Genomic DNA, 23,499 nt, shown 5'->3' on the forward strand with positions numbered 1-23,499 from the left:
GGAGGGGGAAGAACGACAATACGCAACTCGCGCGGGCACTTCACCAGGTCCCGGCTAAAAACACACCTGCCGCCCTGTTCGATGCCGGGTGGCGCACAGTCGCTGGTTCGCCTGCCGTTGGTGTCTCCCTCGCATACGCCCGCCACGAGCCGCCCCTGCGGTGGCGGAAGAGCGTTGTCACAGCGGGGGCAAGCTCCGACCGGCCCCTGCCGGCCGTAATGCCCGCAAACCTCCTGGCCGTCCATGAGTCAAGATGTCGGGGTGACCAGGATCGTGGCCGGACAGGCGGGTGGCAGGCGGCTGCGGGTGCCGCCGCGCGGTACCCGGCCCACCTCCGAGCGGGTCCGCGAGGCGCTCTTCAACGCACTGGAGGTCGCGGGCGAACTGGACGGGGCACGGGTGCTCGATCTGTACGCCGGCTCCGGTGCGCTGGGGCTGGAGGCGTTGTCGCGCGGCGCCGCGGACGCGCTGTTCGTGGAGGCGGACCGCGTGGCCGCCGAGGTACTGCGTGGCAACGTCGCGACGGTCGGTCTCGGCGGCAGGGTGCGGCACGGGCGGGTGGACCAGGTGCTGGCCGAGTCGGGGACGGACCCGGCCGCGCCGTTCGATCTGGTGCTCGCCGACCCGCCTTATGCGGTAGAGGGGCCGGAACTGGCCGCCGCACTCGGCGCGTTGTCCCGCGGCGGCTGGATCGCGGCGGGCGGGCTCGTCGTCGTCGAACGCGCCGAGCGCGATGGCGAGCCGGACTGGCCCACCGGCTTCGAGCCGCTGCGCAGCAGACGTTATGGCGACACCGCGCTGTTCCGCGCCGAGTACGCGGGCTGAGCGATTCGGCGGCGGGCCGGAGAGGGACAGGTTCATCACAAACCGCGCAGCCGTGCGCCCGGCTTGGTAGCGTCCGCGCCATGCGGCGAGCGGTGTGCCCCGGCTCTTACGACCCGGCGACCAACGGTCATTTGGACATCATCGAGCGCGCGTCCAACCTCTTCGACGAGGTCGTGGTCGCCGTGCTGATCAACAAGAGCAAGAAGGGCCTGTTCTCCATCGAAGAGCGGATGGAGATGCTGCGCGAGGTGACCGCCAAGCTGCCCAACGTGCGGGTGGACTCCTGGCACGGGCTCCTGGTCGACTACTGCAGGCAGCACGACATCGCGGCGATCGCGAAGGGCCTGCGCTCGGTCAGTGACTTCGACTACGAGCTGCAGATGGCTCAGATGAACCGGGAACTGTCCGGCGTCGAGACCCTGCTGATGTCGAACAATCCGTCCTACAGCTTCCTGTCCAGCTCACTGGTCAAGGAGGTCGCCACCTACGGCGGGGATGTCGCGCAGATGGTGCCGGAATACGTGCACGAGCGTCTGACCGAGCGGCTCGCGGAGCGCGGCTGACCCCTCCGTTCGTCGGTGTCGGTTGGCAAACGCGCGTCACGATCGACTCGGCGGGGCTCGGACCTGGAGTCCGAGACATCACCACCGCACGTCACACGCCCCGCCTCCCCGCTCGTGGGCTCCGCCGCGCGCGTTCTCCGGGGCACCATCGCCACGGCAAGCGTTGCCCAGCAGGCTGTCGCAGAATTCACCTGAGCGCTATCGGGCGATCACTGTTGTGGCTTACGGTCGGAAAATGGCCAACATAAGGACACGTTCAGCCGCGACCCTGCTCGTGCTTCTCGTCGCCCTGTTCGGCGGTTTCGGTGCCGCCGCGCAAGCCCTGCCGGCCCAGGCTCCGGCTGTGGGCTCCCAGGCGGAGTGTGGCGACACCTCGGGCTTCGAAACGACTCCGCTCTCGGCGCTCCCGCCGGAGGCCGGGCAGACCTACGACCTCATCCAGTCCGGTGGACCGTTCCCGTACCCGGACCGGGACGGCACGGTGTTCCAGAACCGGGAGGGCCTGCTTCCGGACTGCTCGTCCGGCTACTACCACGAGTACACCGTGTCGACGCCGGGCAGCCCGGATCGCGGCGCCCGCCGGATCGTGACGGGTTCGGGCGGCGAGTACTTCTACACCGCAGATCACTACGCCAGCTTCGTCCTGATCGACGTCGAAGGAGAGCCCGGAAGCTCGTGCGGTGACCTGTCCGGACTGGACAGCGTCGCCTACTCCGCGCTGTCCGCCGCCGCACGGGCTGTCATCGACGACGTCCGCGAAGGCGCCACCGGCATCACCTACGAGAACCGGGAAGGTGTGCTGCCCTCCTGTGACTCCGGCTACTACGAGCTGCACCGGGTCGGCGACGACGACAGGGTCATCTCGGGCGAGGGCGGCGAGTTCGCCTACACCCCGGACCACTACCGCAGCTTCCTCGCGGTGGACCTCGGCGCCTGACTGCGACAGACACGCCCGGTAGTCGCCGCCTGCCCGGAATTACGGGGGTGACCAGGCAAACTGGTCACAGCCGTACGGGGATGAATGGCCACTAGGGAGTTGCCGTGTACCGGGTGTTCGAAGCTCTGGACGAGCTCGTCACGATCGTGGAAGAGGCACGCGGGGTGCCGATGACCTCCAGTTGCGTCGTGCCGCGTGGCGACGTCCTCGAGTTGCTGGACGACGTGCGGGATGCGCTGCCCGGCGAGGTCGACGACGCCCAGGACGTGCTCGACAAGCGCGACGAGATCCTGACGAAAGCCCGCGCCGAGGCCGAGTCGACCGTGGGCGGTGCCGGCGCCGAGGCGGAGCGGCTGCTCGCGGACTCCCAGGCCGAGGCGGAGCGGATGGTCGCCGAGGCGCAGGCACGTGCGGAGCAGGTCGTCGCCGATGCGCACGCCGAGGCCGACCGCGCCGTGGCGGCCGGGCAGGCCGAGTACCAGAACCTGACCGAGCGTTCGCGCCACGAGTCCGAGCGGATGATCCAGGCGGGCCGGGACGCCTACGACCGCGCGGTGGACGAGGGCAGGGGTGAGCAGGCGCGACTGGTCTCCCAGACCGAGATCGTGCAGGCCGCCCACGCCGAGTCCGCCCGCATCGTCGACGAGGCGCACAGCGAGGCGGACCGGCAACGGACCGAGTGCGACGCCTATGTAGACGGCAAGCTGGCCGAGTTCTCCGAGTTGCTGGCGACGACACTGCGCACGGTCGATTCGGGCCGCAACCACCTGCGCGCCCCCGGTGTCGCGGCAGGACAGCGCACACCGGTGTACGACTACCAGTAGTAGTTGGTCGATCCGGACCGTAACCGCGCCGTGGGCGTCCGGTTCGAACTCGCGTACGCTGGACGGGTTGCGCCAGTACCACCCGACACGCGTGAAGAGAACGATGCCCGAGAACAGAACTGCCACCGGCCACCTCGATGCGCGCAGCCCGTGGGTCGTCGACACCCGCGAACTCGGCCGCCGTGCCGGCCTCAGTCGCACCCTGCAGCGTCAGGCGCCGTTCGACGTCTCGCTCGGTGTGCCCGACGTGATCATCGTGCCCAAGGGTGCGGAGATCGATCTCGACCTCCTGCTGGAATCGGTCGTCGAGGGCGTGCTGGTGACGGGGACCGCGATGGCGCCGACCACAGGGCACTGCTCACGTTGCCTGGATCCCATCGGCGATGAGGTCGAGGTCGAACTGACCGAACTGTTCGCGTACCCGGACTCGACGACCGAGGCCACCACCGACGAGGACGAGGTCAGCAGGCTGGTCGACGACCGGATCGACCTCGAGCCCGCGGTGCGGGACGCGCTGGTGCTCGCACTGCCCCAGGTGCCGCTGTGCACCGAGGACTGCCCAGGTCTATGCGCCGAGTGCGGCGTGAAGTGGGCCGATCTCGAGCCCGGACACGGGCATGAGACCATAGATCCTCGGTGGGCCGCGCTGGTCGAACGTCTCGAAGGTACCTCGAATGGGACCGACGATGAGACTCCGGCGAGCGGTGCCGACGACAACGCTTGAGAGAGCAGCCGTGCACGGGTAACCGTCCGCGCCGGTGATGACGAAAACGCTCGCGTCCGCGAGCAAATGTTGATGAGGAGAACCAGTCGTGGCCGTCCCGAAGCGGAAGATGTCGCGTTCCAACACCCGCTCGCGCCGCGCCCAGTGGAAGACGAGCGCCGTGCACCTGGTGCCGTGCTCCAACCGCGCGTGCAAGCAGCCGAAGCCGCAGCACACCGCCTGCCCCACCTGCGGTCAGTACGACGGTCGCCAGGTCGTCGAGCCCGCCTGAGACGGCCGGTTCACAGATAATGGGGGGAAAGTCGTCACACGGCGGTCCGGCAGCTGACCCCACGCCATTGCTCGAGGCGCTCGGCGTCGATTTCGACGCCGAGCTGCTGACCCTTGCGCTCACGCACCGTTCGTATGCGTACGAGAACGGTGGCCTGCCGCCGAACGAGCGGCTGGAGTTTCTCGGGGACGCGGTGCTCGGTCTGGTCGTCACCGACCACCTGTACAACCAGCATCCCGACCTGCCCGAGGGACAGCTCGCCAAGTTGCGGGCCAGCGTGGTGAACATGCACGCGCTGGCCGGGGTGGCAAGGGGTCTCGGCGAGGGTGGGCTGGGTGCACACCTGCTGCTGGGCAAGGGTGAGGAGCTCACCGGTGGCCGGGACAAGGCGAGCATTCTCGCTGACGGTCTCGAGGCCGTGATCGGTGCTGCCTATCTGGCTCACGGCATCGACACCGCCCGCATGCTCGTGCACCGGTTGTTCGACGGGTTGCTGGCCGAGGCGCCGCTGCGCGGGGCAGGTCTGGATTGGAAGACCAGTCTGCAGGAACTCACGGCTTCGGCCGGGCTCGGTGTGCCGGAGTACAAGGTCGAGGACACCGGACCTGACCACCGCAAGGAGTTCACCGCCATCGTGCTGGTCGCGGGTCGCGACCTCGGACACGGTGACGGCAGCACCAAGAAGGAAGCCGAGCAGAAAGCCGCCGAGTCCGCGTGGCGCGCATTGTCCGCGGAACTGGGGTCCGACGGCGCGGCTCAGGGGTAAGCGCGAGTGCCTGAGCTTCCCGAGGTGGAGGTCGTCAGGGCCGGTTTGCAGGAGCACGTCGCCGGCCGCACGATCGCCGAGGTCGAGGTACTTCATCCCAGGGCAATCCGCCGCCATGTGCTCGGTGCGGCGGATTTCACCGGCCGCCTTGCCGGCGTTCGGATCGTGGCAGCTCGTCGGCGGGGCAAGTACCTGTGGCTCGAACTCGCCGATCACTCCGCGGTTCTCGCGCACCTAGGAATGAGCGGTCAGATGCGGGTCCAGCCCGAGACCGCGGCTGACGAGAAGCATCTGCGGGTCCGGATGCGGTTCGACGACGACGGTCCTGAGTTGCGTTTCGTCGACCAGCGGACCTTCGGTGGTCTCGCGCTCGCCGATCTCGTCGAGTCCGACGGCACACTGCTGCCGGAGACAATCGCCCATATCGCACGCGATCCGATGGATCCGGCGTTCGATCCCCGCCACGGCGTTCGGGCACTGCGCTCACGCAGGACAGAGGTGAAGCGGGCGTTGCTCGACCAGACCCTCGTCTCGGGTGTCGGCAACATCTACGCCGACGAGGCGCTGTGGCGCTCGCGGCTGCACTGGGCCCGCCCGGCCGATCGGCTCACGGCGGCCCAGGCTCGGACACTGCTGGAGTCCGCGACCGAGGTGATGAACGAAGCCTTGCGTGCCGGTGGTACCTCCTTCGACGCGCTCTACGTCAACGTCAACGGGCAGTCCGGGTACTTCGACCGAGCGCTGGACGCCTACGGGCAGGAGGGTCTGCCCTGCCGCCGTTGCGGCACACCGATCCGGCGTGACCCGTTCATGAACCGGTCTTCGTTCTCCTGCCCGCGCTGCCAGCCGAGGCCGCGCCGCACTCGCTGAACTCCCCCGTTACGGTCTGCGAGCCAGTGCTGTGCGCGCTACTGCGGAATGCGTGGTACTGTCCAGAACGCAAGTCGGGAGGAACACGTGGAGATCAGTCAGCTACTCAAGGGTGTGCTCGATCTCGCGGTGCTGGCGGTGCTGCGCGAGCAGGACGGTTACGGCTACGACGTACTGCGCAGGCTGAGGCAGGCCGGGCTGGACGAGGTGGGCGACGCCTCGGTGTACGGAACGCTGCGGCGGCTGTACAAGGCAGGCGTGCTGACGTCGTACGTCGTGCCGAGCGAGGAAGGCCCGCACCGCAAGTACTACAGCTTGAACGAGTTGGGGCGCCAGAGACTGGCGGAGTCGGGCAGGACCTGGCACTCGTTCGCCAAGACGATGGACGACCTGCTGGGCGAGGCGGCATGAACGTCCGCAACACGACACAGGGGTAAACACATGAGCACACAGAACTCGGGTGGGGTGCGCGACTACCTGGCGCGGGTCAGGACGTCGCTGGCCGACCTGCCAGCTGTCGAGGTGGAAGAGATCCTGGAGGACGTCCGCCCGCACCTGCAGGACATCGGCACGGAGCTGGGGGAGTCCGCGACGCTGGCCGCGCTGATCGAGCGGCTCGGCTCGCCGGAGAGTTACGCCGCGGAGCTGCGGGCAGCCGGTGGCTACCCCGCCGCTCCCGTGGAGGAGACGGCGCGGGCCGCGGCGGAGCCGAAGCGCCAGCTGGGTGCCCGGCTGGCGCTGTGGGGCCTCGTGCTCGGGGTGTTCGGCGTGCTGCTCACCGGCTTCGCGGTCGCCGTCAACCTGGCCGACGACTACCTGTTCCCGTTCATCGTCCTGCTGCCCGTGCTGGGTGCGAGCGCGTGGTACGTGTGGCAGCACGGTATTCGTCCTATGGAGGACCTTCCCGAGATGCGCCGGATCAGTACCGCCGTGGGCCGGGGCGAGAGCAGCAAGGGCGGGTCGGTCCTGCGCTACCTCGCGTCGTTGCGGCCCGCGTGGTGGCTGCTGTGCGCCGCCGTCCTGGTCGGACTTGGCGTGCTGCTGTTGCTGGGAAGCGTGAGTGCGGTGCTCGCGCTGCCGGTGTTCCTGGCCGTCGGAGTGGCCGTGTTGTGGGCCGGGCCGAAGTCCGCGACCGACCGCCGCCTGCTCTGGGTGAGCCTGCCGGTGTCCGCGTTCGTGGTGGGCAGCCTGCTTGGACTTTCGGGCCAGTTCGTGGAACTGGTGTACGCGAGGAGCATCTCCGGTGACCCGTACTACTCCACGGGTACGTACTCCTCAGGGCCGAACGAACTGACCTATGGCAATGAACTGGTCGAGAACATCTACGTGTTCGATTCCGAGGGCAAGCCGCTGACCGGCGTTTACCTCTACGACGGCGAAGGCAATCCCATCACGACGGCCCGCTACGGCTGTGACAAGAGCACCGGTAGCCAGATGCAGCTCGGTGAGGACAATCGCTTCCCGCGCCCGCACATCGAGTACGGCGCGTACGACGACCAGGGTTATTACAACGGCTACAACGCCTATCGGCCGACGTGCAGGGAGGACACCGGGGTGCCGTTCTCCGCGGTCATCCCCAAACAGGTGACGCCCCAGCCGCCGGCCGGGAAGTAGCAGGGGCGAGGAGCGAGTGGCGTCGGGGGCCGCTCGCTCCTCGTTCCGCTCGGCGTTGCTAGTTCACCGCCGCCGAGCTCATCGAGAGCCGCGCGAGCATTTCGCGCCCGTGCTCGGCGTTGCGCGGCATCGAGAGCACGTCATAGCGGCTGGCGACCAGCTGGCTGTGGGACACGAAATCGCGCCTGCCGCGAGTGGCGGCGTACCCCATCGCCGAGGACGCCAGCCCGAAGCCGACACCTGCGACGAGGCCGATCACGATCGGCAGCAGGCCACCGTCCGGGGTGAACAGGCTGAGCAGAAGTCCGACGAAAAGCCCGAACCAGGCACCCGATGCCGCTCCTCCGGTCAGCACCTTGGCCCAGGTGAGCCGGCCTTTGACCCGTTCGACCAGCATCGGCTCAACGCCGACGATCGTCACATCCTCGACCGGGAAGGCGTTGTCCGCGAGATGATCCACGGCTCGCTGCGCCTCGGCGTAGGAGTTGTAGGAGCCGATGGGCCAGCCCTCGGGCAGGGTCGGCAGTGTCGGCCCCTTCGACGGTCCGGCGAACGCGGTCCGGCTGAATGCGGCGGTCATGGTCCTCACCTCGGCAACTACATCTGTGGGTGTTACACCTTGGTCAACGTCGAGACTGCCCGTATCTGTGCCCGCTGCCGGAACTTCACAGTCGACTATCAGCCGATGCTCAGGTTCAGTGCTTGTCTGTGCGCTTGTCTGTGCGCTTGTCTGTGCGCTTGTCTGTGCATTCGGATCGCTGTGACCTCGGCATCCGCCGTTCTCACCATGCCCTCTCAGGCGAGAATTCCGCTCCTGCCGTTCGTCGTATGCATCTCCGGCATGCCCGCGGGTGTCCCGCTCGGCAGCCACTGGCCGAAGTGACGGCTGGAGAACAGTTCGTCGAGCACCATGTAGGCGGCGCCGACCAGCCCGCCTTCCTCGCCGAGGCGCGCACGGTCGATTCGCAGCTCTCTGGTGGACAACGGCAGTGAGCGCCGATAGATGGTCTCCCGGATCGTCGCGAGGAAGAGATCTCCCGCGTCGGCGACCTGGCCGCCCAGCAGTATGGTCGACGGATTGTAGAAGTTGACCATCGTCGCCAGCATCGTGCCGATCCGCCTACCGGCCTGGACGAGCAGCTGTACGGCGTGGTGATCTCCGGCTCGGGCCGCTGCCGTCACGTCCTCCCCGGTGATCGCGCCGCGGTCGGTGAGTACCTCCGCGAGCAGCTCACTCGCGCCGGAGCGCCCCAGCGTCGTGCCGTCCCTGGCGAGAGCCGCACCCCCGGCAAGCGCCTCGAGGCACCCGGTCTTTCCGCAGCGGCACACCACACTGCTGTCGTCGGAGGCCGCCGCGTGCCCGATGTCGCCGGCGCAGCCCTGGGCGCCCCGGTGCAGCCTGCCTCCGTTGCTGATGCCCGCGCCGATGCCGGTACCGATCTTGATGTAGAGCAGATCGCCGCCCAGCGGTAGTCCTGGAGTACGCAGCTCCCCGAGGCAGAGCAGGTTCACCTCGTTGTCTATCCACACCGGCGCCTGGTAGTGCCGGGCCAGCCGGTCCCGGACGGGGTGGTTGTTCCAGCCGGGCATGATCGGCGGTTCGGACGGCCGTCCCGTCGCGAACTCCACCGGGCCGGGCAGGCCGAGGCCCACCCCCCACACCTGGGCGGGGGACGTGCCGGTGTCCCGCAGGATCTCGTCCAGCGTCGCCTCGACCTCGGCGAGCACCGGGTCAGGACCCAATGCGATGTCGCAGTCGCGATGGCGCAAGGTGAGAACGTTGCCGAGCAGGTCGGTGATACCGGCCATGAACCCGGTCGCGCCGAGTTCGGCCGTCAGGATCCGGCCCGCGTCCTTGCGGAAGCGCAGTGTTCGGGCCTGCCGCCCCCCGGTGGAGGGGTTCAGGTCGCCCTCCTCGAGCAGGCCCGCCTCCAGCAACGTGGTGGTGCGCTGGGTGATCGCGGTACGGCCGAGGCCGGTGCGGAGGCTGAGCGCTGGTCTCGTCTCGGCCTCACCGGTACGGACGAGTTCCAGCAGCTTCGTGTAGCTGTCGAGCAGCTCGGTGCTCGGGGCCTCTGGAACCGGCCTGGTGTCCATACGGGTGCCCCCTTCTGTGTGGTTGGTCCAATCATATACCTCCTGTGACGTTACTTACGTTTACGAACGACATTACGCCGGAAAAAACCAGCCGAAGGTAGGGGATGTCAGCGGGGCGTTAGGGGGCAGCGGGGGCGCGTTAAGAAGTCGTCAGGGCGGGTGGGTCCGGCGGTCCATCGGCCACACGATCGGACGCACCAGGTCCACGACATCGGACCGGCTCACCGAGAGGCACCGAAACGACATGGCCGACTTGCTCTTCGCCGTTCTGCTGATCGGCGTGTTCCTGACGCTGGCGCTCGCCCTGCGCGGGCTGGAGCGACTGTGAGCGGCTCGGGATGGTGGTGGGCCGCGCCGGGCAGTTAGCCGCGAGTCGTGCCGATGCGAATCATTCGACGGGAGCACACTGAGATCGTGGAGCCTGCTGAGGACGCGCGCGCCGGATCGCGCCGGGGTGAGCTGCGCATCTATCTCGGTGCGGCGCCGGGGGTCGGCAAGACCTTCGCGATGCTCGGCGAGGCACGCAGGCGGCTGGAACGTGGCACTGACGTCGTCGTCGGATTCGTGGAGACGTACGAAAGGCCGCTAACGGCCGATGCGCTCGCCGGCCTCGAGGTGCTGCCGAGGCGTACGGTCGCGCACCGCGGGCACGAGCGCACCGAACTGGACACAGACGCGGTGCTCGCCCGCGCGCCCGAGGTCGTGGTCGTCGACGAGCTGGCCCACACCAACGCCCCCGGTTCCCGGTACGGCAAACGGTGGCAAGACGTCACCCGGCTGCTGGAGGCCGGGATCGACGTCATCTCGACGGTCAACGTCCAGCATCTGCAGAGCATGAACGACGTGGTCGAGCGGATCACGGGCGTGCGCGAGCTGGAGACCATCCCGGACGAGGCGGTGCGGGCGGCGGGGCAGATCGAACTGGTCGACATCACCCCGGAGGCGCTGCGCCGCAGGCTGGCGCACGGCAACGTGTACCCGGCAGCCCGGGTGGACGCGGCGCTGGCCAGTTACTTCCGGCCGGGCAACCTGACCGCACTCAGGGAGCTGGCGTTGCTCTGGGTCGCCGACCAGGTCGATGTCGCACTGCAGCGCTATCGAGCCGAGCAGCGCATCACCGACACCTGGGAGGCCAGGGAGCGGGTGGTCGTTTCGGTCACCGGCGGGCCGGAGAGCGAGACCCTGATCCGCCGCGCCAGCCGGATCGCGGCCAGAGCGGGCGCCGAACTGCTCGTGTTGCATGTCCTGCGTGGGGACGGTCTTTCCGGATCGGGGGCGGTTCCCGACTGGCCCGCGTCCCTGACCCGCTGCCGCAGGCTCGCCGACGAGCTCGGTGCCACCTTCCACACTGTTGTCGGCGACGACGTGCGCCATGCCCTGCTGGACTTCGCCAGAGGCGTGAACGCGACACAACTGGTGCTCGGCACCTCTCGCCGGTCGAGGCTCGCCAGGCTGTTCGACGAGGGCATCGGTGCGGCGGTCGTGCAGGACTCGGGGCCGATCGACGTGCACATGGTCACCCACGAGCAGGCGGGTGGGCGCCGTCGCCGCAGGTTCGTCCGAAGTGAACTGGCACCGTCGCGGCTGAGTCTGGGCTGGCTACTGGCGGTGCTGTTTCCCGCTGTCGTGACGGGCATCGGAGTGCTACTGCGCGCCGAACTCGACTTCTCCACCGCCGTGGTGGGCTACTTTCTCGCCAGCGTCGTCGTGGCGCTCGTCGGCGGCCTCGGACCCGCCCTGCTGACGTCGTTGTTGTCGGCGCTGCTGCTCAACTTCTTCTTCACCCAGCCCTACTACACATTCACGGTCGACGCGCAGAGCGACGTCATCACCCTGATCGCCATGGTGGTCGTTGCGCTGCTGGTGTCGGTGGTGGTCGATCTCGCCGCCCGGCGCGCTGTGCAGGCCTCCCGCGCTCGCACCGAGGCGGCCCTGCTCGCCACCTATGCCAGGACGGTGTTGAGCGATCCTCGGCCTCTGGAGCGGCTGCTGGAGAAGGTGAGGGAGAACTTCGGCCTGAAGTCCGTCGCGCTGCTGGAGAAGCGTGACGGTCGCTGGCACCGGATCGCCCACGCTGGAGTGACGCCCTGCGCGGAACCGGACGAGGCCGACGCCGATGTTCCGGTCACGGCCGATGTCCACCTCACGATGAGCGGGCGGGCCCTGCCCGCGTCCGATCGAAGGGCACTGGAAACCGCCGCCGGGCAGGCGTTGCTCGTCCTGCGTCAACAGCGTCTCGCGCAGGCGACGGCGAAGGCGGAGCGCAAGGCCGAGGCCACCGAACTGCGTACGGCACTGCTGTCCGCCGTCGGTCACGACCTGCGGACCCCGCTGACGTCGATCAAGGCGGCCGCTGGGAGCCTGCGCGCACAGGACATCGAACTGTCCATGGAGGACACCGAGGAACTGCTGGAGACGATCGAACAGTCCGCCGATCGGCTCGCCGGCCTGGTGGACAACCTGCTCGACTCCTCCCGGTTGGCGACCGGGGCGGTCAAGCCCCTGTTGCGCCCGGTCGGCTACGAGGAGGTCGTCGCCCACGCGCTGTCCAATGTGGACGGGACGGAGTCGGTGGCCGTGGAGATCGACGACAGTTTGCCGGTCGTGCTGGCGGACCCGGGACTGCTGGAACGCGTGGTGGCCAATGTCGTCGACAACGCACTGCGGCACGGGCGATCCGCGCGGCCGATCGCGGTGCGCGCGAGCGCCCACTCCGGCCAGGTGGAACTGCGGGTCGTGGACTACGGACGCGGACTGGCCAAGGGCAGGGCCGAGTCGGCCTTCGCCCCGTTCCAGCGCCTCGGCGACCGGGGTGGCACTCCCGGCGTCGGGCTGGGACTCTCCGTCGCGAAGGGGTTCACGGAGGCCATGGGCGGAACGATCAGTGCCGAGGACACACCGGGGGGAGGCCTCACGGTGGTGATCTCACTGCCGGCACGCTATCGGGCGGGAGGAAAGGTGTCGTGAACTCGACGAAGGGACACCAGCCGGGCCAGAACAGCACGGTGCTGGTGGTGGACGACGAGCCGCAGATCGTTCGTGCCCTGCGGATCAACCTGTCCGCCAGGGGTTACCGGGTGATCACCGCGCACGACGGCACCGCGGCCCTGCGCGCTGTCTCGGAGAACAAGCCGGACGTCGTCGTGCTGGACCTCGGCCTGCCCGATATGGACGGGACCGAGGTGATCGGCGGCCTGCGCGGCTGGACGACCGTGCCGATCATCGTGCTCTCGGCGCGCGGTGACTCGGCGGACAAGGTCGAGGCACTCGACGCGGGCGCCGATGACTACGTGACCAAGCCCTTCGGGATGGACGAGCTGCTCGCCCGGCTGCGTGCGGCAGTCCGCCGTTCGGCGGGCAGCGCGCTGGACGAGGCCAATTCGGTCGTGGAGACCAGCTCGTTCACGGTGGATCTCGCGGCGAAGAAGGTCATCAGGGACGGTGCGGAGGTGCACCTGACCAAGACCGAATGGGGTGTGCTCGAACTGCTGATCCGCAACCGCGGCAGACTGGTCGCCCAGAAGCAGCTGCTGCACGAGGTCTGGGGACCGACCTACGACTCCGAGTCGCACTACCTGCGGGTTTACCTGGCGCAGTTGCGCAGGAAACTGGAACGCGAGCCGTCCCGGCCGCGGCATCTGTTGACCGAGCCGGGAATGGGCTACCGCTTCGAGCCCTGAGCGTCAGTCGGTTGTGGTGCTGGAGGACGACGTCGCGGAAGAGGTCCCGGAGGTCTCACTGCCATCGTCGGGAGGCGAGGATGGCGGCTCGCTTGACGACGGTTCGCTCGACTCCGGGGGAGTCGTCGGCTCGGAGCTCGAAGTCTCTGGGGGTGGGCTGCTGGGCTCTGTCGAATCGTTGCTCGACGGCGGCAGTACGGTGCCGCCGCCGTCGCCCGGGTTAGTGGTCGAGCCGGGCAGATCGGAACGACCGGACGTGCCCGGCTGCTGCGTCGTCCCAGGTGCGCCCGAGGTTCCCGGCGCCCTCGGCGGCAGCACAGTCGTGGTCGGGGTGCCGTCAGGACCGATGCTCACGACGGTGGTCGGGGCAGCGGTGGCGGCGGAGGAGGGCAACTCGCCCGCTTCCGCCACACCGGTGACGGTCATCGTGTCCGTTCCCGGCACACCGTTGCCGGGGACCAGCTGGGCGCCCCCGGCCGGGGCGGTGCCCTGCGCGGGCGGCCCTCCAGCCGCGGCGTTGCCGCCCCCCGCCAGCTCGGCGACACCCGCGAACGCGGTGGCCACGACGAGGCCGCTCACCGCGAGCATCGCGTAGCCGGAGCGCTGGAGCTTCTCCGTCGGCGCGACGGGTGGCTTGGTCTCACCCCGTTGGCTCGGTCCTGACCCGGGCACAGGCGTCATGCATGGCTCCTTGGTACAGCTCGTGGTGGCTGGCAGATCCTCAGTCCGGTTCGTGTCCTTCAGCGGTGCGGGTCCTCGGCGTCTTCCGAGCGCCGCGACCGCAGCAATTGCACTCGGACGGGTGAGCCCGAATGGCGGACGGCGGCACGCTACCACTGTCGGGTAACTATGGGCGAGTGGCTGTGCGCTCGCTGTTCACTCTCCGCGCACGCCAGGCGTCAGGCACCATGGACGCCGTGAGAGCCATGACCGACGAGACAGCGCACGAACGTCTGACCGCCTGGGTGCACGGATCCGTTCAGGGGGTCGGTTTCCGCTGGTGGACGCGGAGCAGGGCGTTGGAACTCGGGTTGGTGGGCAGCGCACGCAATCTCGCCGACGGCCGGGTGGAGGTCGTCGCGGAGGGGCCGAAGGCACACTGTGAGCGTCTACTGACGGCGTTGCGCTCCGGAACGTCACCCGGACGAGTGGATCGTGTCGTGGAGCGGTGGTCGGCGGCCAAGGGCGGTATCGAGGGCTTCGTCGAGCGTTGAGTTCGGCAAGGGTCGCGATGAGCCACAGCCGGATCACGCCCCAGGTCCCACGGTCTCCAGGGCCTGGCGGGTAAACTCCGCCGACACCGAACTTTGCGAACCGGCAGCGGAGAGGTCAGCACCAAGTGCACCTGAAAAGCTTGACGCTCAGGGGCTTCAAGTCCTTCGCCTCGGCGACCACCCTGCGTTTCGAGCCGGGCATCACCTGTGTCGTCGGCCCCAACGGATCGGGTAAGTCGAACGTCCTCGACGCCCTGCGCTGGGTCATGGGTACCCAGGGGGCGAAGGACCTGCGCGGCGGCAAGATGGAGGACGTCATCTTCGCCGGTACCGCGGGCCGGGCTCCGCTGGGCCGCGCCGAGGTCACGCTGACGATCGACAACTCCGACGGTGCGTTGCCGATCGACTACGCCGAGGTCTCCATCACCCGGCGCATGTTCCGGGACGGCGCCAGCGAATACGAGATCAACGGCAGCAACTGCAGGCTGCTCGACGTGCAGGAACTACTGTCCGACTCCGGTATCGGCCGGGAGATGCACGTGATCGTCGGGCAGGGGCAGCTCTCGCAGATCCTCGAGGCCAAGCCGGAGGAGCGCAGGGCCTTCATCGAGGAGGCCGCCGGGGTGCTGAAGCACCGCAAGCGCAAGGAAAAGGCGCTGCGCAAGCTCAACGGCATGCAGGCGAACCTCGACCGCCTCGGTGATCTCACTACCGAGCTGCGCAGGCAGCTCAAACCGCTGGGCAAGCAGGCCGAGATCGCGCGCAAGGCGCAGGCCGTGCAGTCCGAGCTGCGGGACTCCCGGCTGCGGCTGCACGCCGACGACCTCGTGACCCAGCGGACCGAGCTGGCCAGGGAGGAAGCCGACGAGAACGCGGCGCGGGCTCGGCGGGCTGAGGTGGAGCAGGCTCTGGAGGTGGTGACCTCGGAGCAGACCGACCTCGAGGCGTCGCTGGCCGAGGACGCGCCGAAGCTCACCGCGGCCCAGGACACCTGGTACAAGCTCTCCGCGCTAGCCGAGCGGCTGCGCGGCACCGTGCGATTGGCGGTGGAGCGCCAGCGGCACCTGTCCAGCGAGGTGGAAACCGGTACGGCTGGACGCGACCCCGAGGAGATGCTCGCCGAGGCCGATCGGGTGGCCGAGCGGGAGCGAGAGCTGACCGATGTGGTCACCGAGGCCCGGTCGATGTTGTCGGCCACCGTGCAGAGCCGGGAGCAGCTGGAGCGCGAGGTACAGGCCGCGGAGAAGGCCCATATGGCCGCCGTCCGTGCCATCGCCGACCGCAGGGAGGGTCTGGCGAAGCTGACCGGCCAGGTGGAGGCGCTGCGCAGTAAGACAGGTGCGACAGCGGAGGAGATCGACCGCCTCACCATGGGTATCGAGGAGGCCTCCGCGCGCGCCGAGGAGGCCGCCGAGGAACTCGAGCAGGCCCGCGCGGAGGGCGGGGTCGAGGAGTCCGACGACGCGGACCTGCAGGATCGCCATGACCGGGCGGTGCGGGCCAACGAAGCCGCCAAGGCCAGGGTTGAGGAACTTGTCCTGGCGGAGCGGACCGCGGAGCGGGAGATCGCGTCCGAGAAGGCCAGGGTGGACGCACTGTCCATGGGCCTCAAACGCAAGGACGGCGCCGGTGCGCTGCTCGGGGCGGCCGACGACCTGCCCGGCCTGATCGGCTCGGTCGCCGCACTGCTCACAGTGGACGCCGGTTACGAGGTCGCGCTGGCCGCGGCCCTGGGCCCGGTCGCCGACGCGGTGGCTGTCAGCGCGGGCGACGACGCGGTCGCGGCGCTGAAGTACCTGAAGGACAACGAGTCCGGTCGCGCGGGCGTTCTGCCCGCCGCACAGCAGTACACAGTGGACACTGCCACCTGGCCCGCGCTGCCTACCGGGGCGCGCTGGGCCAGGGAGGTGGTCACGGCACCCGAGGCGTTGCGCCCCGCCGTCGAGCGTGCGCTGGATCGGGTGGTCATTGTGGACACTCTGGAGCGGGCACAGGACTTGGTCCTCGCCCACCCGGAACTGAGCACCGTCACCCAGGACGGTGATGTTTACGGCGCGAACTGGGCGGTCGGTGGATCGGCTCGCAGCGAGAGCGTCATCGAGGTGCAGGCCGCCGTCGACGAGGCGCAGGACCGCATGCTGGCCGCGGAACGGCTGCTGGAACGCACGGCCGCCGAACTGGAGGGCGCTCGCGCCGAACAGCAGGACCGCAGGGACGAGGTCGGCCAGGCCAAGGAAGCGCTGAGCGAGGCCAAGGTGCGCAAGGCGCGCTCCTCCGAGCGACTGAGCCGGATGCAGCAGGCCGCCCGCTCGGCCGAGGCCGATGTGGAGCGGTTGCGTAGCCAGCGCATGAAGGTCGAGCAAAGCCGGGAGCAGGCGCTGGAGCAGCTCGGTGAGCTGGAGGAGCGACTCGCCGCGGTCGCCGAGCAGCCGGTCGACGAGGATCCCGACACCAGTGAGCGGGACGAGGCGGCCGGTGCGCTGGCCACCGTGCGCCAGGAGGAGGTCGACGCCAGGCTGGCGCTGCGCACCGCGGAGGAACGGGCGAGGGGTATCGCCGGCAGGGCCGATGCGCTGCGCCGCGCCGCGCAGGCCGAGCAGCAGGCACGGGAGCGGGCGGAGAAGGCCAGGATCGCTCGGGCTCGTGGCGCCGAGATCGCCGCGGCCGTGGTGAACGGCGGGGAGACCGCACTCGAGCGCATCGAGGTGTCACTGCAGCGTGCCGCCGCCGAGCGCGACGAGATCCAGAGCCAGCGGCTGCGGCGGGAGTCGGCGCTGAGCCAGGTGCGGAGCAAGGTCAGGGAACTGTCCGGTGAGCTGGAGAAGCTGACCGACGCCGTGCACCGTGACGAGGTGCTGCGGGCCGAGCAACGGCTGCGGCTGGAGCAGTTGGAGACCAAGATCGCCGAGGACTTCGGCATGGGACTCGACGACCTGATCGCGGAGTACGGCCCGGATGTCCCGGTGCCCCCCGGTGCGGGCGAGATGGCCGAGTACGAAGCCGCGAAGGAGCGCGGGGAGACCGTCATGGCCCCGCAGCCGATTCCGTACGACCGCGATACGCAGACCCGGCGCGCGAAGCGGGCGGAGAAGGACCTGGCCCTGCTGGGCAAGGTCAACCCGCTGGCGCTGGAGGAGTTCGCCGCGCTGGAGGAACGGTACAAGTTCCTGTCCACGCAGCTGGAGGACCTGAAGGCGACCCGCAAGGATCTGCTGACCGTCATCAAGGAGGTCGACGACAAGATCCTCGAGGTGTTCGCGGGTGCCTACGAGGACGTCGCGCGGGAGTTCGAGATCGTCTTCTCGGTTCTGTTCCCCGGCGGCGAGGGGCGCATGGTGCTGACCGAGCCGAACGACCTGCTTGCCACCGGCGTCGACGTCGAGGCTCGCCCCCCTGGCAAGAAGGTGAAGCGGCTCTCGCTGCTCTCCGGCGGGGAGAAGTCGCTGGTCGCGGTCGCGATGCTGGTGGCGATCTTCCGAGCTCGCCCTTCGCCGTTCTACGTGATGGACGAGGTCGAGGCCGCGCTGGACGACACGAACATGCGCAGGCTCATCGGCTTGCTGGAGCAGCTCAGGCAGAGCTCGCAGCTCATCATCATCACCCACCAGAAGCCGACGATGGAGATCGCCGACGCGTTGTACGGCGTGAGCATGCAGGGGGACGGCATCACCAAGGTGATCTCCCAGCGCCTGCGCAATGACGGCGTGGTCATCGAACCGGAGCCCGAACCCGCTCCCGCCTGAGGTCTTCAACCCCCCTCGCACTTTCCCGGGAAAGTGCGACGCGCACCCCATCGCACTTTCCCGGGAAAGCGCGAGGGGGTGCGCGGTGGATCAGGCGGCGCGGGCTTGCTCAGGCTGGGTCGGATCCGGGGTGTCCTTGGGGTGGCGCAGCGACAGCAGCCCGCCGACGACCAGCGACACGATCACGCCGAGCGGTACATACCACGGGAACGCCAGTGTCTTCTGTTCACCATCCACAGTGAACTCCACGCCGAGGATGAACACGGCGACCACGACGACGGTCGACAGGAAGGCCACGATCGCGTCGGCCTCCCTCGCCCGCTTCACCAGCATGCCGAGGAAGAACGCGCCCAGCAGTGCGCCGTAGGTGTAGCTGGCGATGCTCAGGCCAAGCTCGACCACGGGCTGCTCGGTCGTGGTGAACAGCGACGCGAACCCGATGAAGACGAACGCCCAGACCACGGTCCACACCCTCGCGTGCTTCAGGATCGCGCTGTCCGCCAGCTTGCGCTTGGAGAAGCGCTGGTACAGGTCGCTGACCGTGGAGGTGGACAGCGAGTTCAGCGAGGACGAGATCGTGCTCATCGCGGCGGCCAGGATGCCGGCGACCAGCAGTCCGGAGAGACCGGAAGGCAGCTCGTTGACGATGAACGTGGGGAAGAGTTCGTCGCTGGCCTCCATCCCCATGTCCGCGGGTGCCAGTCCCTTGTAGAACGACCACAGCGCCGTGCCGACGACGAGGAACAGGGCGAACTGGAAGAACACCACGACACCGCTGGCGATGATGGCCTTCTGGCTTTCCTTGACGTTGCGGCAGGCCAGCAGTCGCTGCACCATCAGCTGGTCCGCGCCGTGTGAGGCCATGGCGAACAGTGCGCCACCGACCACCGCCGTGATGAAGGCGTAGTGCGATGTGACGACGTCGGAGGAGAAGTCGAAGAGCTGGAACTTGCCCGCGTCGAACGCGGCGCCGAGCCAGCCGTCCGGCAGCTTCCCGGTCAGGATCACCAGGGCGAACACCGCGCCGAGGACGTAGATGCCCATCTGGATGACGTCGATCCAGATGACGGCCTTGATCCCGCCGAGGGTGGTGTAGATGACCGCCATGAGCGCGATCGCCGCGACGATGATCCAGTACGGCGCGTCCACTCCGAACACAGCCAGCATCACCTTGACGGGGATCGCGGTCGCGAAGAGCCGGACTCCGTCGGCGAGCAGCCTGGTGACCAGGAAGGTCACCGATGCCGTGCCCTGCATGCTGCTGCCGAACCGTTTGCCGAGGAACCCGTACGCGCTGACCAGGTCGCCCGCGTAGTACTTGGGCAACAGCACGAACGCCACCAGTACCCGGCCGATCAGATAACCGATGGCCAGCTGGAGGTAGGTGATGTTGCCGAGGTAGGCCACGGTCGGCACGCTGATCACGGTCAGCGTGGACGTCTCGGTGGCGACCACCGAGAAGGTGACCGCCCACCAGGGAACCTTCCTGCTGCCCACGAAGTAATCGGAGGAGGACTGCTGTTTCCCGGCGATTGCTATGCCGAGTAGTGGTGTTCCCACCAGGAACACCACGATGATCGCGAGGTCAAGGGCGCGCATGGCTATCTCCTACCGTGTCCGTGGGATCGGCCGCTACCCGCAAGCGGCTGATTGCCGTCTGTCGTGGCTGTGGGAGGCGAAGGGCGTCCGCGCCGGGAGTGATGCTGCCCAGCAGCCGTGTGCCGCGAGCGCCGGTGGCGCCCGGTACGTTCGCCGGAAGTCCCTGCCAGGTCAGCCATCCCAGCAGAGCCGTCAGGTAGGCCTCCTTGCCCGCGCTGGAGAGGCCGATCTCGCCACTGGTGGTCACCGTGCTCCCGTCGAGGGCGGCGCGCACGGCCGCCAACAGGATCGGGTTGGCGACGCCGCCGCCGGAGCAGACGACCGTGTCCACCTTGTGTTCCCTGCAGGCCGCGGCGATCGTGGTCGCGGTCAGCTCGGTGAGGGTTGCGAGCAGATCGTGGTCGCCGACGCTTGGCAGTCCGGCCAATGCCTCGTCCAGGTACGACTGGTGGAAATGCTCCTTGCCGGTGGACTTGGGCGGCGGCGCGAGATAGTAAGGATCGCTCAGCAGGCGATCCAGCAGGTCCGTGCGCACCTGGCCGCGCGCGGCGAGTGCACCGTCGAGGTCGCTGCGCAGGCTGCCACCGCTGACCCGCGCCGCGGCGAGATCGAGCAGGGCGTTTCCGGGACCGGTGTCGTAAGCCAGGGTCTCACCCTCGGCGGTGACCACGGTGATGTTCGCGATGCCGCCGACGTTCACCGCCGCCCCCGCGCGCCCGGTCTCGTCCACGAGCGGGCGCAGCCAGAGCGAGTCGAGTGTGCTGGCCAGCGGTGCGCCGTGGCCGCCCGCGGCGACATCCCGGGCCCGGAGATCCGCGACCACCGGCAGTCCGGTTCGCTCGGCGATCCATGCGGGCTGGCCGAGTTGCAGTGTGCCCTTGGCCGAACCGTCCTCGACCCAGTGGAACACCGTCTGTCCCAGTGAGGCCACCAGGTCGGCGTGTCCACCGGCGAGCTGGTCGATCCCGGTGCGGGCGGCCGCGGCGAAGGCCTGGCCTACCTCGGTGTCGAGCCGGGTGAGTCGCTCGACGCTGCTGGCGGCGGGAGGAAGGGCGGCGAGCAGGTCGTCCCGCAGCTGTTCCGGATAGTCGATTTCGAGGCAGCCGAGCGGAACGAGGATCAGCTCTTCGCCGTCGGCCCGGAACTCGGCGGCCGCCACGTCGATGCCGTCGATGGAGGTGCCGGAGATGAGTCCGACGACCCGCAGGCCTTCATCGGGGTTCGTCACGAGATGTGGTCTAGTCCACCGCCCCGTCGTAGCACAAGATGTTTCGTTGATTTTTGTCCGAAAAGAGTTGCAAGGAGTTACGCGTTCACTTGGCGTGTCGGGGAAGTTCCCCAATGTGGCATTGGGGACGTTGGAGTTCCCCAATGCGGCATTCGGGACGTTGGAGTTCCCCAATGCCACATTGGGGGCATCCTGCTCCCGCGCCGGTCGGATGCGAGGATGGCCGCGTGTCGAGCAACCTGTGGTTCTGGATCATTGTCGCGGTCGTCGTGCTGCTCGCGATCGCCCTTGTCGCAGGGCTGACGATCGCCCGTAAGCGCAAGATCAGCCTCGATGAGCCGGACCGCCCCGAGCGGGAGAAGCCGAAGGGCGGCGGGTACCAGGCGGGCGGCGGGATCAGTCTCGCTCCGGGGGGAACCGAACGCGCCACCGAGGAGGACACCGCCCCTCCCGCCGCGCCACCGCACCCCGCGGGGGATCGCACCGAGGTCGACGGACAGCCCGGCGTCGGCGACGACGCCTCCGTGCCGAGGGACGCGCCCCGCCGTGGCATCGTCGACGTGGGCCTGCCGGACCAGGTCGAGCAGGAACCGGCGTCCGACGATACGGCGACACAGGATCCGGCCACCGTCGAGGCGGCTGAGCCGGCACCGCCCGCAGTACCTGCTCAACCCGCGCCGCCGGCGTCCACCGAGGTGGAGCCGCCCGCTGCTCCCGCAGAGCCCACTGAGCTCACCGAGCCCGCTGGGCCCACGGAGCCCGTGGAGGAGATCGAGCCCGCGAGCGGGCGGATCGAACGCCTGCGCGGCAGGCTGTCCAAATCACGTTCCTCTCTCGGGCAGGGCCTGCTCGGCCTGCTCGGCGCGGGCGACCTCGACGAGGATTCCTGGCAGGACGTCGAGGACACGCTGCTGATCGCCGACCTCGGTTCCGCGACCACCACCGAGATCGTCGAGAAGCTGCGCACCGAACTGTCCAGTCGTGGGGTACGCAGCTCCGAACAGGCACGCGTCGTGCTCAAGGACGTCCTCACCGACGCGCTCGGCCGCGACGACGACCGCTCGGTGCGCGCGCTTCCGCACACCGGCGGCCCCGAAGGGAAGCGTCCTGCGGTCGTCCTGATCGCCGGCGTGAACGGCACCGGCAAGACCACCACGACCGGCAAGCTGGCCCGCGTGCTCGTGGTCCAGGGCAGGCAGGTGCTGCTTGGTGCGGCCGACACGTTCCGTGCCGCGGCCGCGGAGCAGTTGCAGACCTGGTCGGAGCGCGTCGGCGCCGAGGTTGTCCGGGGCAAGGAAGGTGCCGATCCCGCCGCCGTGGCCTACGACGCCGTCAAACGCGGTATCGACACCGGCGTTGATGCCGTGCTGATCGACACCGCGGGCCGGTTGCACACGAAGACCGGCCTGATGGACGAGCTCGGCAAGGTCAAGCGGGTGGTGGAGAAGCAGGCCGAGGTGGACGAGGTGCTGCTGGTACTCGACGCCACCACCGGACAGAACGGGCTCGCGCAGGCGCGGGTGTTCGCCGAGGTCGTGAACGTGACCGGCATCGTGCTGACCAAGCTCGACGGCACGGCCAAGGGCGGCATCGTCTTCCAGGTGCAGCGTGAGCTCGGTGTCCCGGTCAAGCTGGTCGGCCTCGGCGAGGGGCCCGACGACCTCGCGCCGTTCGAGCCCGCCGCGTTCGTGGACGCCCTGCTCGGCTGAGCGAATCCGGATCGCTACGCGCTGGCGGCGTCCGTGCCCAGCTGGGCCGAAAGGTCTCTGGCGATGCGCTGCACCACCGGGGCGATCCGGCTGACAGCCTCCTTGGTGAGCCTGCCCTCCGGGCCGGACACCGAAACTGCGGCGGGTGTCGGCGCCCCGTCGATCGGCACCGCGACACAGCGCACGCCCAGCTCCTGCTCGCTCTCGTCCAGGGCGTACCCCTGCTTCGCGACGGTGGCGAGATGGCGCAGCAGTGTGTCCGGCTCGGTGAAGGTGTGCTCGGTGTACGCGGGCATGCCGGTGCGGGCGAGCAGCGCCCGAGTCTGCTCCGGCGGCAGCACGGACAGGATCGCCTTGCCGACCCCTGTGCCGTGCGGCAACAGCCTGCGGCCGACCTCGGTGAACATCCGCATCGAGTGCCGTGAAGGCACCTGCGCGACGTACACCACCTCGTCGCGCTCCAGCACGGCCAGGTTCGCGGTCTCGCCGACCTCGTCGACCAGTTCGGTCAGCAACGGGCGCGCCCAGCTGCCGAACTGCAGGCTCGCGTTCTCCCCGAGCCGGATCAGTCGTGCGCCCAGCGCGTAGCGCCGGTTGGTGTTCTGCCGCACATATCCCAGGGCCACCAGTGTGCGGATCAGTCGGTGGATGGTGGGCATCGGCAGCCCCGATGTCGACGCGAGCTCGGAAAGACTCGCCTCGCCGCCGGTGTCGGCCAGGTGCTCGAGCAGCTCAAACGCCCGCTGCAGGGACTGAACGCCGGTACTACCGTCACGGGTGGACTTCTGCGGCGCCACAGGCTGCTCCCTTCGTCACAACGCTGTTGATATCACAC

General features: G+C 68.8%; 21 protein-coding genes. 15 read left to right on the forward strand and 6 right to left on the reverse strand.

What is annotated here, in order from left to right:
- Positions 1–261 precede the first annotated feature (261 nt).
- From rsmD to D0C15_RS02225, 10 genes are all read left to right on the forward strand, one after another.
- Positions 262–825 (forward strand): 16S rRNA (guanine(966)-N(2))-methyltransferase RsmD, encoded by a 564-nt coding sequence (gene rsmD, locus D0C15_RS02180; protein ID WP_211323060.1) that lies wholly within the window; start codon positions 262–264, stop codon positions 823–825.
- Between the two features lie 80 nt (positions 826–905).
- Positions 906–1,388 carry a pantetheine-phosphate adenylyltransferase gene (gene coaD / locus D0C15_RS02185; RefSeq protein ID WP_116040662.1) on the forward strand — a complete coding sequence of 161 codons (483 nt, stop codon included), beginning with the start codon at positions 906–908 and terminating at the stop codon, positions 1,386–1,388.
- 235 nt (positions 1,389–1,623) lie between these two features.
- Complete coding sequence (locus tag D0C15_RS02190; protein ID WP_116040661.1) at positions 1,624–2,325, forward strand: ribonuclease domain-containing protein; 702 nt, start codon at positions 1,624–1,626, stop codon at positions 2,323–2,325.
- Between the two features lie 104 nt (positions 2,326–2,429).
- On the forward strand, positions 2,430–3,149 hold the full coding sequence (locus tag D0C15_RS02195) for a flotillin family protein (RefSeq protein WP_116040660.1): 720 nt from the start codon (positions 2,430–2,432) through the stop codon (positions 3,147–3,149).
- A gap of 103 nt (positions 3,150–3,252) precedes the next feature.
- Positions 3,253–3,873: a YceD family protein gene (locus D0C15_RS02200; protein WP_116040659.1), complete on the forward strand. Its 621-nt coding sequence runs from the start codon at positions 3,253–3,255 to the stop codon at positions 3,871–3,873.
- 88 nt (positions 3,874–3,961) lie between these two features.
- Positions 3,962–4,144 carry a 50S ribosomal protein L32 gene (gene rpmF / locus D0C15_RS02205; RefSeq protein WP_091672203.1) on the forward strand — a complete coding sequence of 61 codons (183 nt, stop codon included), beginning with the start codon at positions 3,962–3,964 and terminating at the stop codon, positions 4,142–4,144.
- Between the two features lie 19 nt (positions 4,145–4,163).
- Positions 4,164–4,910, forward strand: a complete 747-nt coding sequence (gene rnc / locus D0C15_RS02210) for a ribonuclease III (RefSeq protein ID WP_116040658.1) — start codon at positions 4,164–4,166, stop codon at positions 4,908–4,910.
- Between the two features lie 6 nt (positions 4,911–4,916).
- A complete protein-coding gene (gene mutM, locus D0C15_RS02215; protein WP_116040657.1) occupies positions 4,917–5,780 on the forward strand; it encodes a bifunctional DNA-formamidopyrimidine glycosylase/DNA-(apurinic or apyrimidinic site) lyase in 864 nt (287 codons plus the stop codon).
- Positions 5,781–5,867: 87 nt separating this feature from the next.
- The gene (locus D0C15_RS02220; RefSeq protein ID WP_116040656.1) at positions 5,868–6,191 is read left to right on the forward strand and encodes a PadR family transcriptional regulator; all 324 of its coding nucleotides are present in this window, start codon (positions 5,868–5,870) and stop codon (positions 6,189–6,191) included.
- 30 nt (positions 6,192–6,221) lie between these two features.
- Positions 6,222–7,394, forward strand: a complete 1,173-nt coding sequence (locus D0C15_RS02225; protein WP_116040655.1) for a DUF1700 domain-containing protein — start codon at positions 6,222–6,224, stop codon at positions 7,392–7,394.
- Positions 7,395–7,452: 58 nt separating this feature from the next.
- On the opposite strand, the gene D0C15_RS02230 is transcribed toward D0C15_RS02225, so the two are convergent.
- Positions 7,453–7,974, reverse strand: a complete 522-nt coding sequence (locus tag D0C15_RS02230) for a YflT domain-containing protein (protein WP_116040654.1) — start codon at positions 7,972–7,974, stop codon at positions 7,453–7,455.
- Positions 7,975–8,189: 215 nt separating this feature from the next.
- Positions 8,190–9,491, reverse strand: coding sequence for an ROK family protein (locus D0C15_RS02235; RefSeq protein ID WP_116040653.1), 1,302 nt, complete (start codon positions 9,489–9,491; stop codon positions 8,190–8,192).
- A 381-nt stretch (positions 9,492–9,872) separates the two neighbouring features.
- Here D0C15_RS02235 and D0C15_RS02240 point away from each other — a divergent pair, with 381 nt between their 5' ends.
- Positions 9,873–12,458, forward strand: a complete 2,586-nt coding sequence (locus D0C15_RS02240) for a DUF4118 domain-containing protein (RefSeq protein WP_116040652.1) — start codon at positions 9,873–9,875, stop codon at positions 12,456–12,458.
- The gene (locus D0C15_RS02245; RefSeq protein ID WP_116040651.1) at positions 12,455–13,171 is read left to right on the forward strand and encodes a response regulator; all 717 of its coding nucleotides are present in this window, start codon (positions 12,455–12,457) and stop codon (positions 13,169–13,171) included. Before D0C15_RS02240 ends, D0C15_RS02245 begins: the two co-directional genes overlap by 4 nt.
- Before the next feature lie 3 nt (positions 13,172–13,174).
- On the opposite strand, the gene D0C15_RS33905 is transcribed toward D0C15_RS02245, so the two are convergent.
- Positions 13,175–13,852 carry a hypothetical protein gene (locus D0C15_RS33905; protein ID WP_162829871.1) on the reverse strand — a complete coding sequence of 226 codons (678 nt, stop codon included), beginning with the start codon at positions 13,850–13,852 and terminating at the stop codon, positions 13,175–13,177.
- Positions 13,853–14,097: 245 nt separating this feature from the next.
- On the opposite strand from D0C15_RS33905, the gene D0C15_RS02255 reads away from it, so the two are divergent.
- Both D0C15_RS02255 and smc read left to right on the forward strand, forming a co-directional pair.
- Positions 14,098–14,385, forward strand: coding sequence for an acylphosphatase (locus tag D0C15_RS02255; protein ID WP_116040702.1), 288 nt, complete (start codon positions 14,098–14,100; stop codon positions 14,383–14,385).
- 125 nt (positions 14,386–14,510) lie between these two features.
- Positions 14,511–18,128: a chromosome segregation protein SMC gene (gene smc / locus D0C15_RS02260; RefSeq protein ID WP_116040649.1), complete on the forward strand. Its 3,618-nt coding sequence runs from the start codon at positions 14,511–14,513 to the stop codon at positions 18,126–18,128.
- Between the two features lie 90 nt (positions 18,129–18,218).
- On the opposite strand, the gene D0C15_RS02265 is transcribed toward smc, so the two are convergent.
- Entirely contained in the window at positions 18,219–19,727 is a 1,509-nt protein-coding gene (locus tag D0C15_RS02265) for a sodium:solute symporter (protein WP_116040648.1), read from the reverse strand.
- Complete coding sequence (locus D0C15_RS02270) at positions 19,714–20,955, reverse strand: anhydro-N-acetylmuramic acid kinase (protein ID WP_116040647.1); 1,242 nt, start codon at positions 20,953–20,955, stop codon at positions 19,714–19,716. Before D0C15_RS02270 ends, D0C15_RS02265 begins: the two co-directional genes overlap by 14 nt.
- A 227-nt stretch (positions 20,956–21,182) precedes the next feature.
- On the opposite strand from D0C15_RS02270, the gene ftsY reads away from it, so the two are divergent.
- Complete coding sequence (gene ftsY, locus D0C15_RS02275; RefSeq protein WP_116040646.1) at positions 21,183–22,664, forward strand: signal recognition particle-docking protein FtsY; 1,482 nt, start codon at positions 21,183–21,185, stop codon at positions 22,662–22,664.
- Positions 22,665–22,678: 14 nt separating this feature from the next.
- Here ftsY and D0C15_RS02280 read toward each other — a convergent pair whose 3' ends face one another.
- A complete protein-coding gene (locus tag D0C15_RS02280) occupies positions 22,679–23,461 on the reverse strand; it encodes an IclR family transcriptional regulator (protein WP_116040645.1) in 783 nt (260 codons plus the stop codon).
- Between the last annotated feature and the right edge of the window lie 38 nt (positions 23,462–23,499).

Origin of the sequence: Amycolatopsis palatopharyngis, from assembly GCF_003385185.1 — a bacterium.
Lineage (GTDB): Bacteria > Actinomycetota > Actinomycetes > Mycobacteriales > Pseudonocardiaceae > Amycolatopsis > Amycolatopsis palatopharyngis.

What these genes read in the sequence shown, in the direction of transcription:
- D0C15_RS02230 (WP_116040654.1), bottom strand. Translation starts at nt 7,974, where the DNA reads ATGACCGCCGCATTCAGCCGGACCGCGTTCGCCGGACCGTCGAAGGGG.
- D0C15_RS33905 (WP_162829871.1), bottom strand. Translation starts at nt 13,852, where the DNA reads ATGACGCCTGTGCCCGGGTCAGGACCGAGCCAACGGGGTGAGACCAAG.
- D0C15_RS02255 (WP_116040702.1), top strand. Translation starts at nt 14,098, where the DNA reads ATGACCGACGAGACAGCGCACGAACGTCTGACCGCCTGGGTGCACGGA.
- D0C15_RS02235 (WP_116040653.1), bottom strand. Translation starts at nt 9,491, where the DNA reads ATGGACACCAGGCCGGTTCCAGAGGCCCCGAGCACCGAGCTGCTCGAC.
- D0C15_RS02225 (WP_116040655.1), top strand. Translation starts at nt 6,222, where the DNA reads ATGAGCACACAGAACTCGGGTGGGGTGCGCGACTACCTGGCGCGGGTC.
- D0C15_RS02190 (WP_116040661.1), top strand. Translation starts at nt 1,624, where the DNA reads ATGGCCAACATAAGGACACGTTCAGCCGCGACCCTGCTCGTGCTTCTC.
- D0C15_RS02200 (WP_116040659.1), top strand. Translation starts at nt 3,253, where the DNA reads ATGCCCGAGAACAGAACTGCCACCGGCCACCTCGATGCGCGCAGCCCG.
- D0C15_RS02240 (WP_116040652.1), top strand. Translation starts at nt 9,873, where the DNA reads ATGCGAATCATTCGACGGGAGCACACTGAGATCGTGGAGCCTGCTGAG.
- rnc (WP_116040658.1), top strand. Translation starts at nt 4,164, where the DNA reads ATGGGGGGAAAGTCGTCACACGGCGGTCCGGCAGCTGACCCCACGCCA.
- coaD (WP_116040662.1), top strand. Translation starts at nt 906, where the DNA reads ATGCGGCGAGCGGTGTGCCCCGGCTCTTACGACCCGGCGACCAACGGT.
- D0C15_RS02265 (WP_116040648.1), bottom strand. Translation starts at nt 19,727, where the DNA reads ATGCGCGCCCTTGACCTCGCGATCATCGTGGTGTTCCTGGTGGGAACA.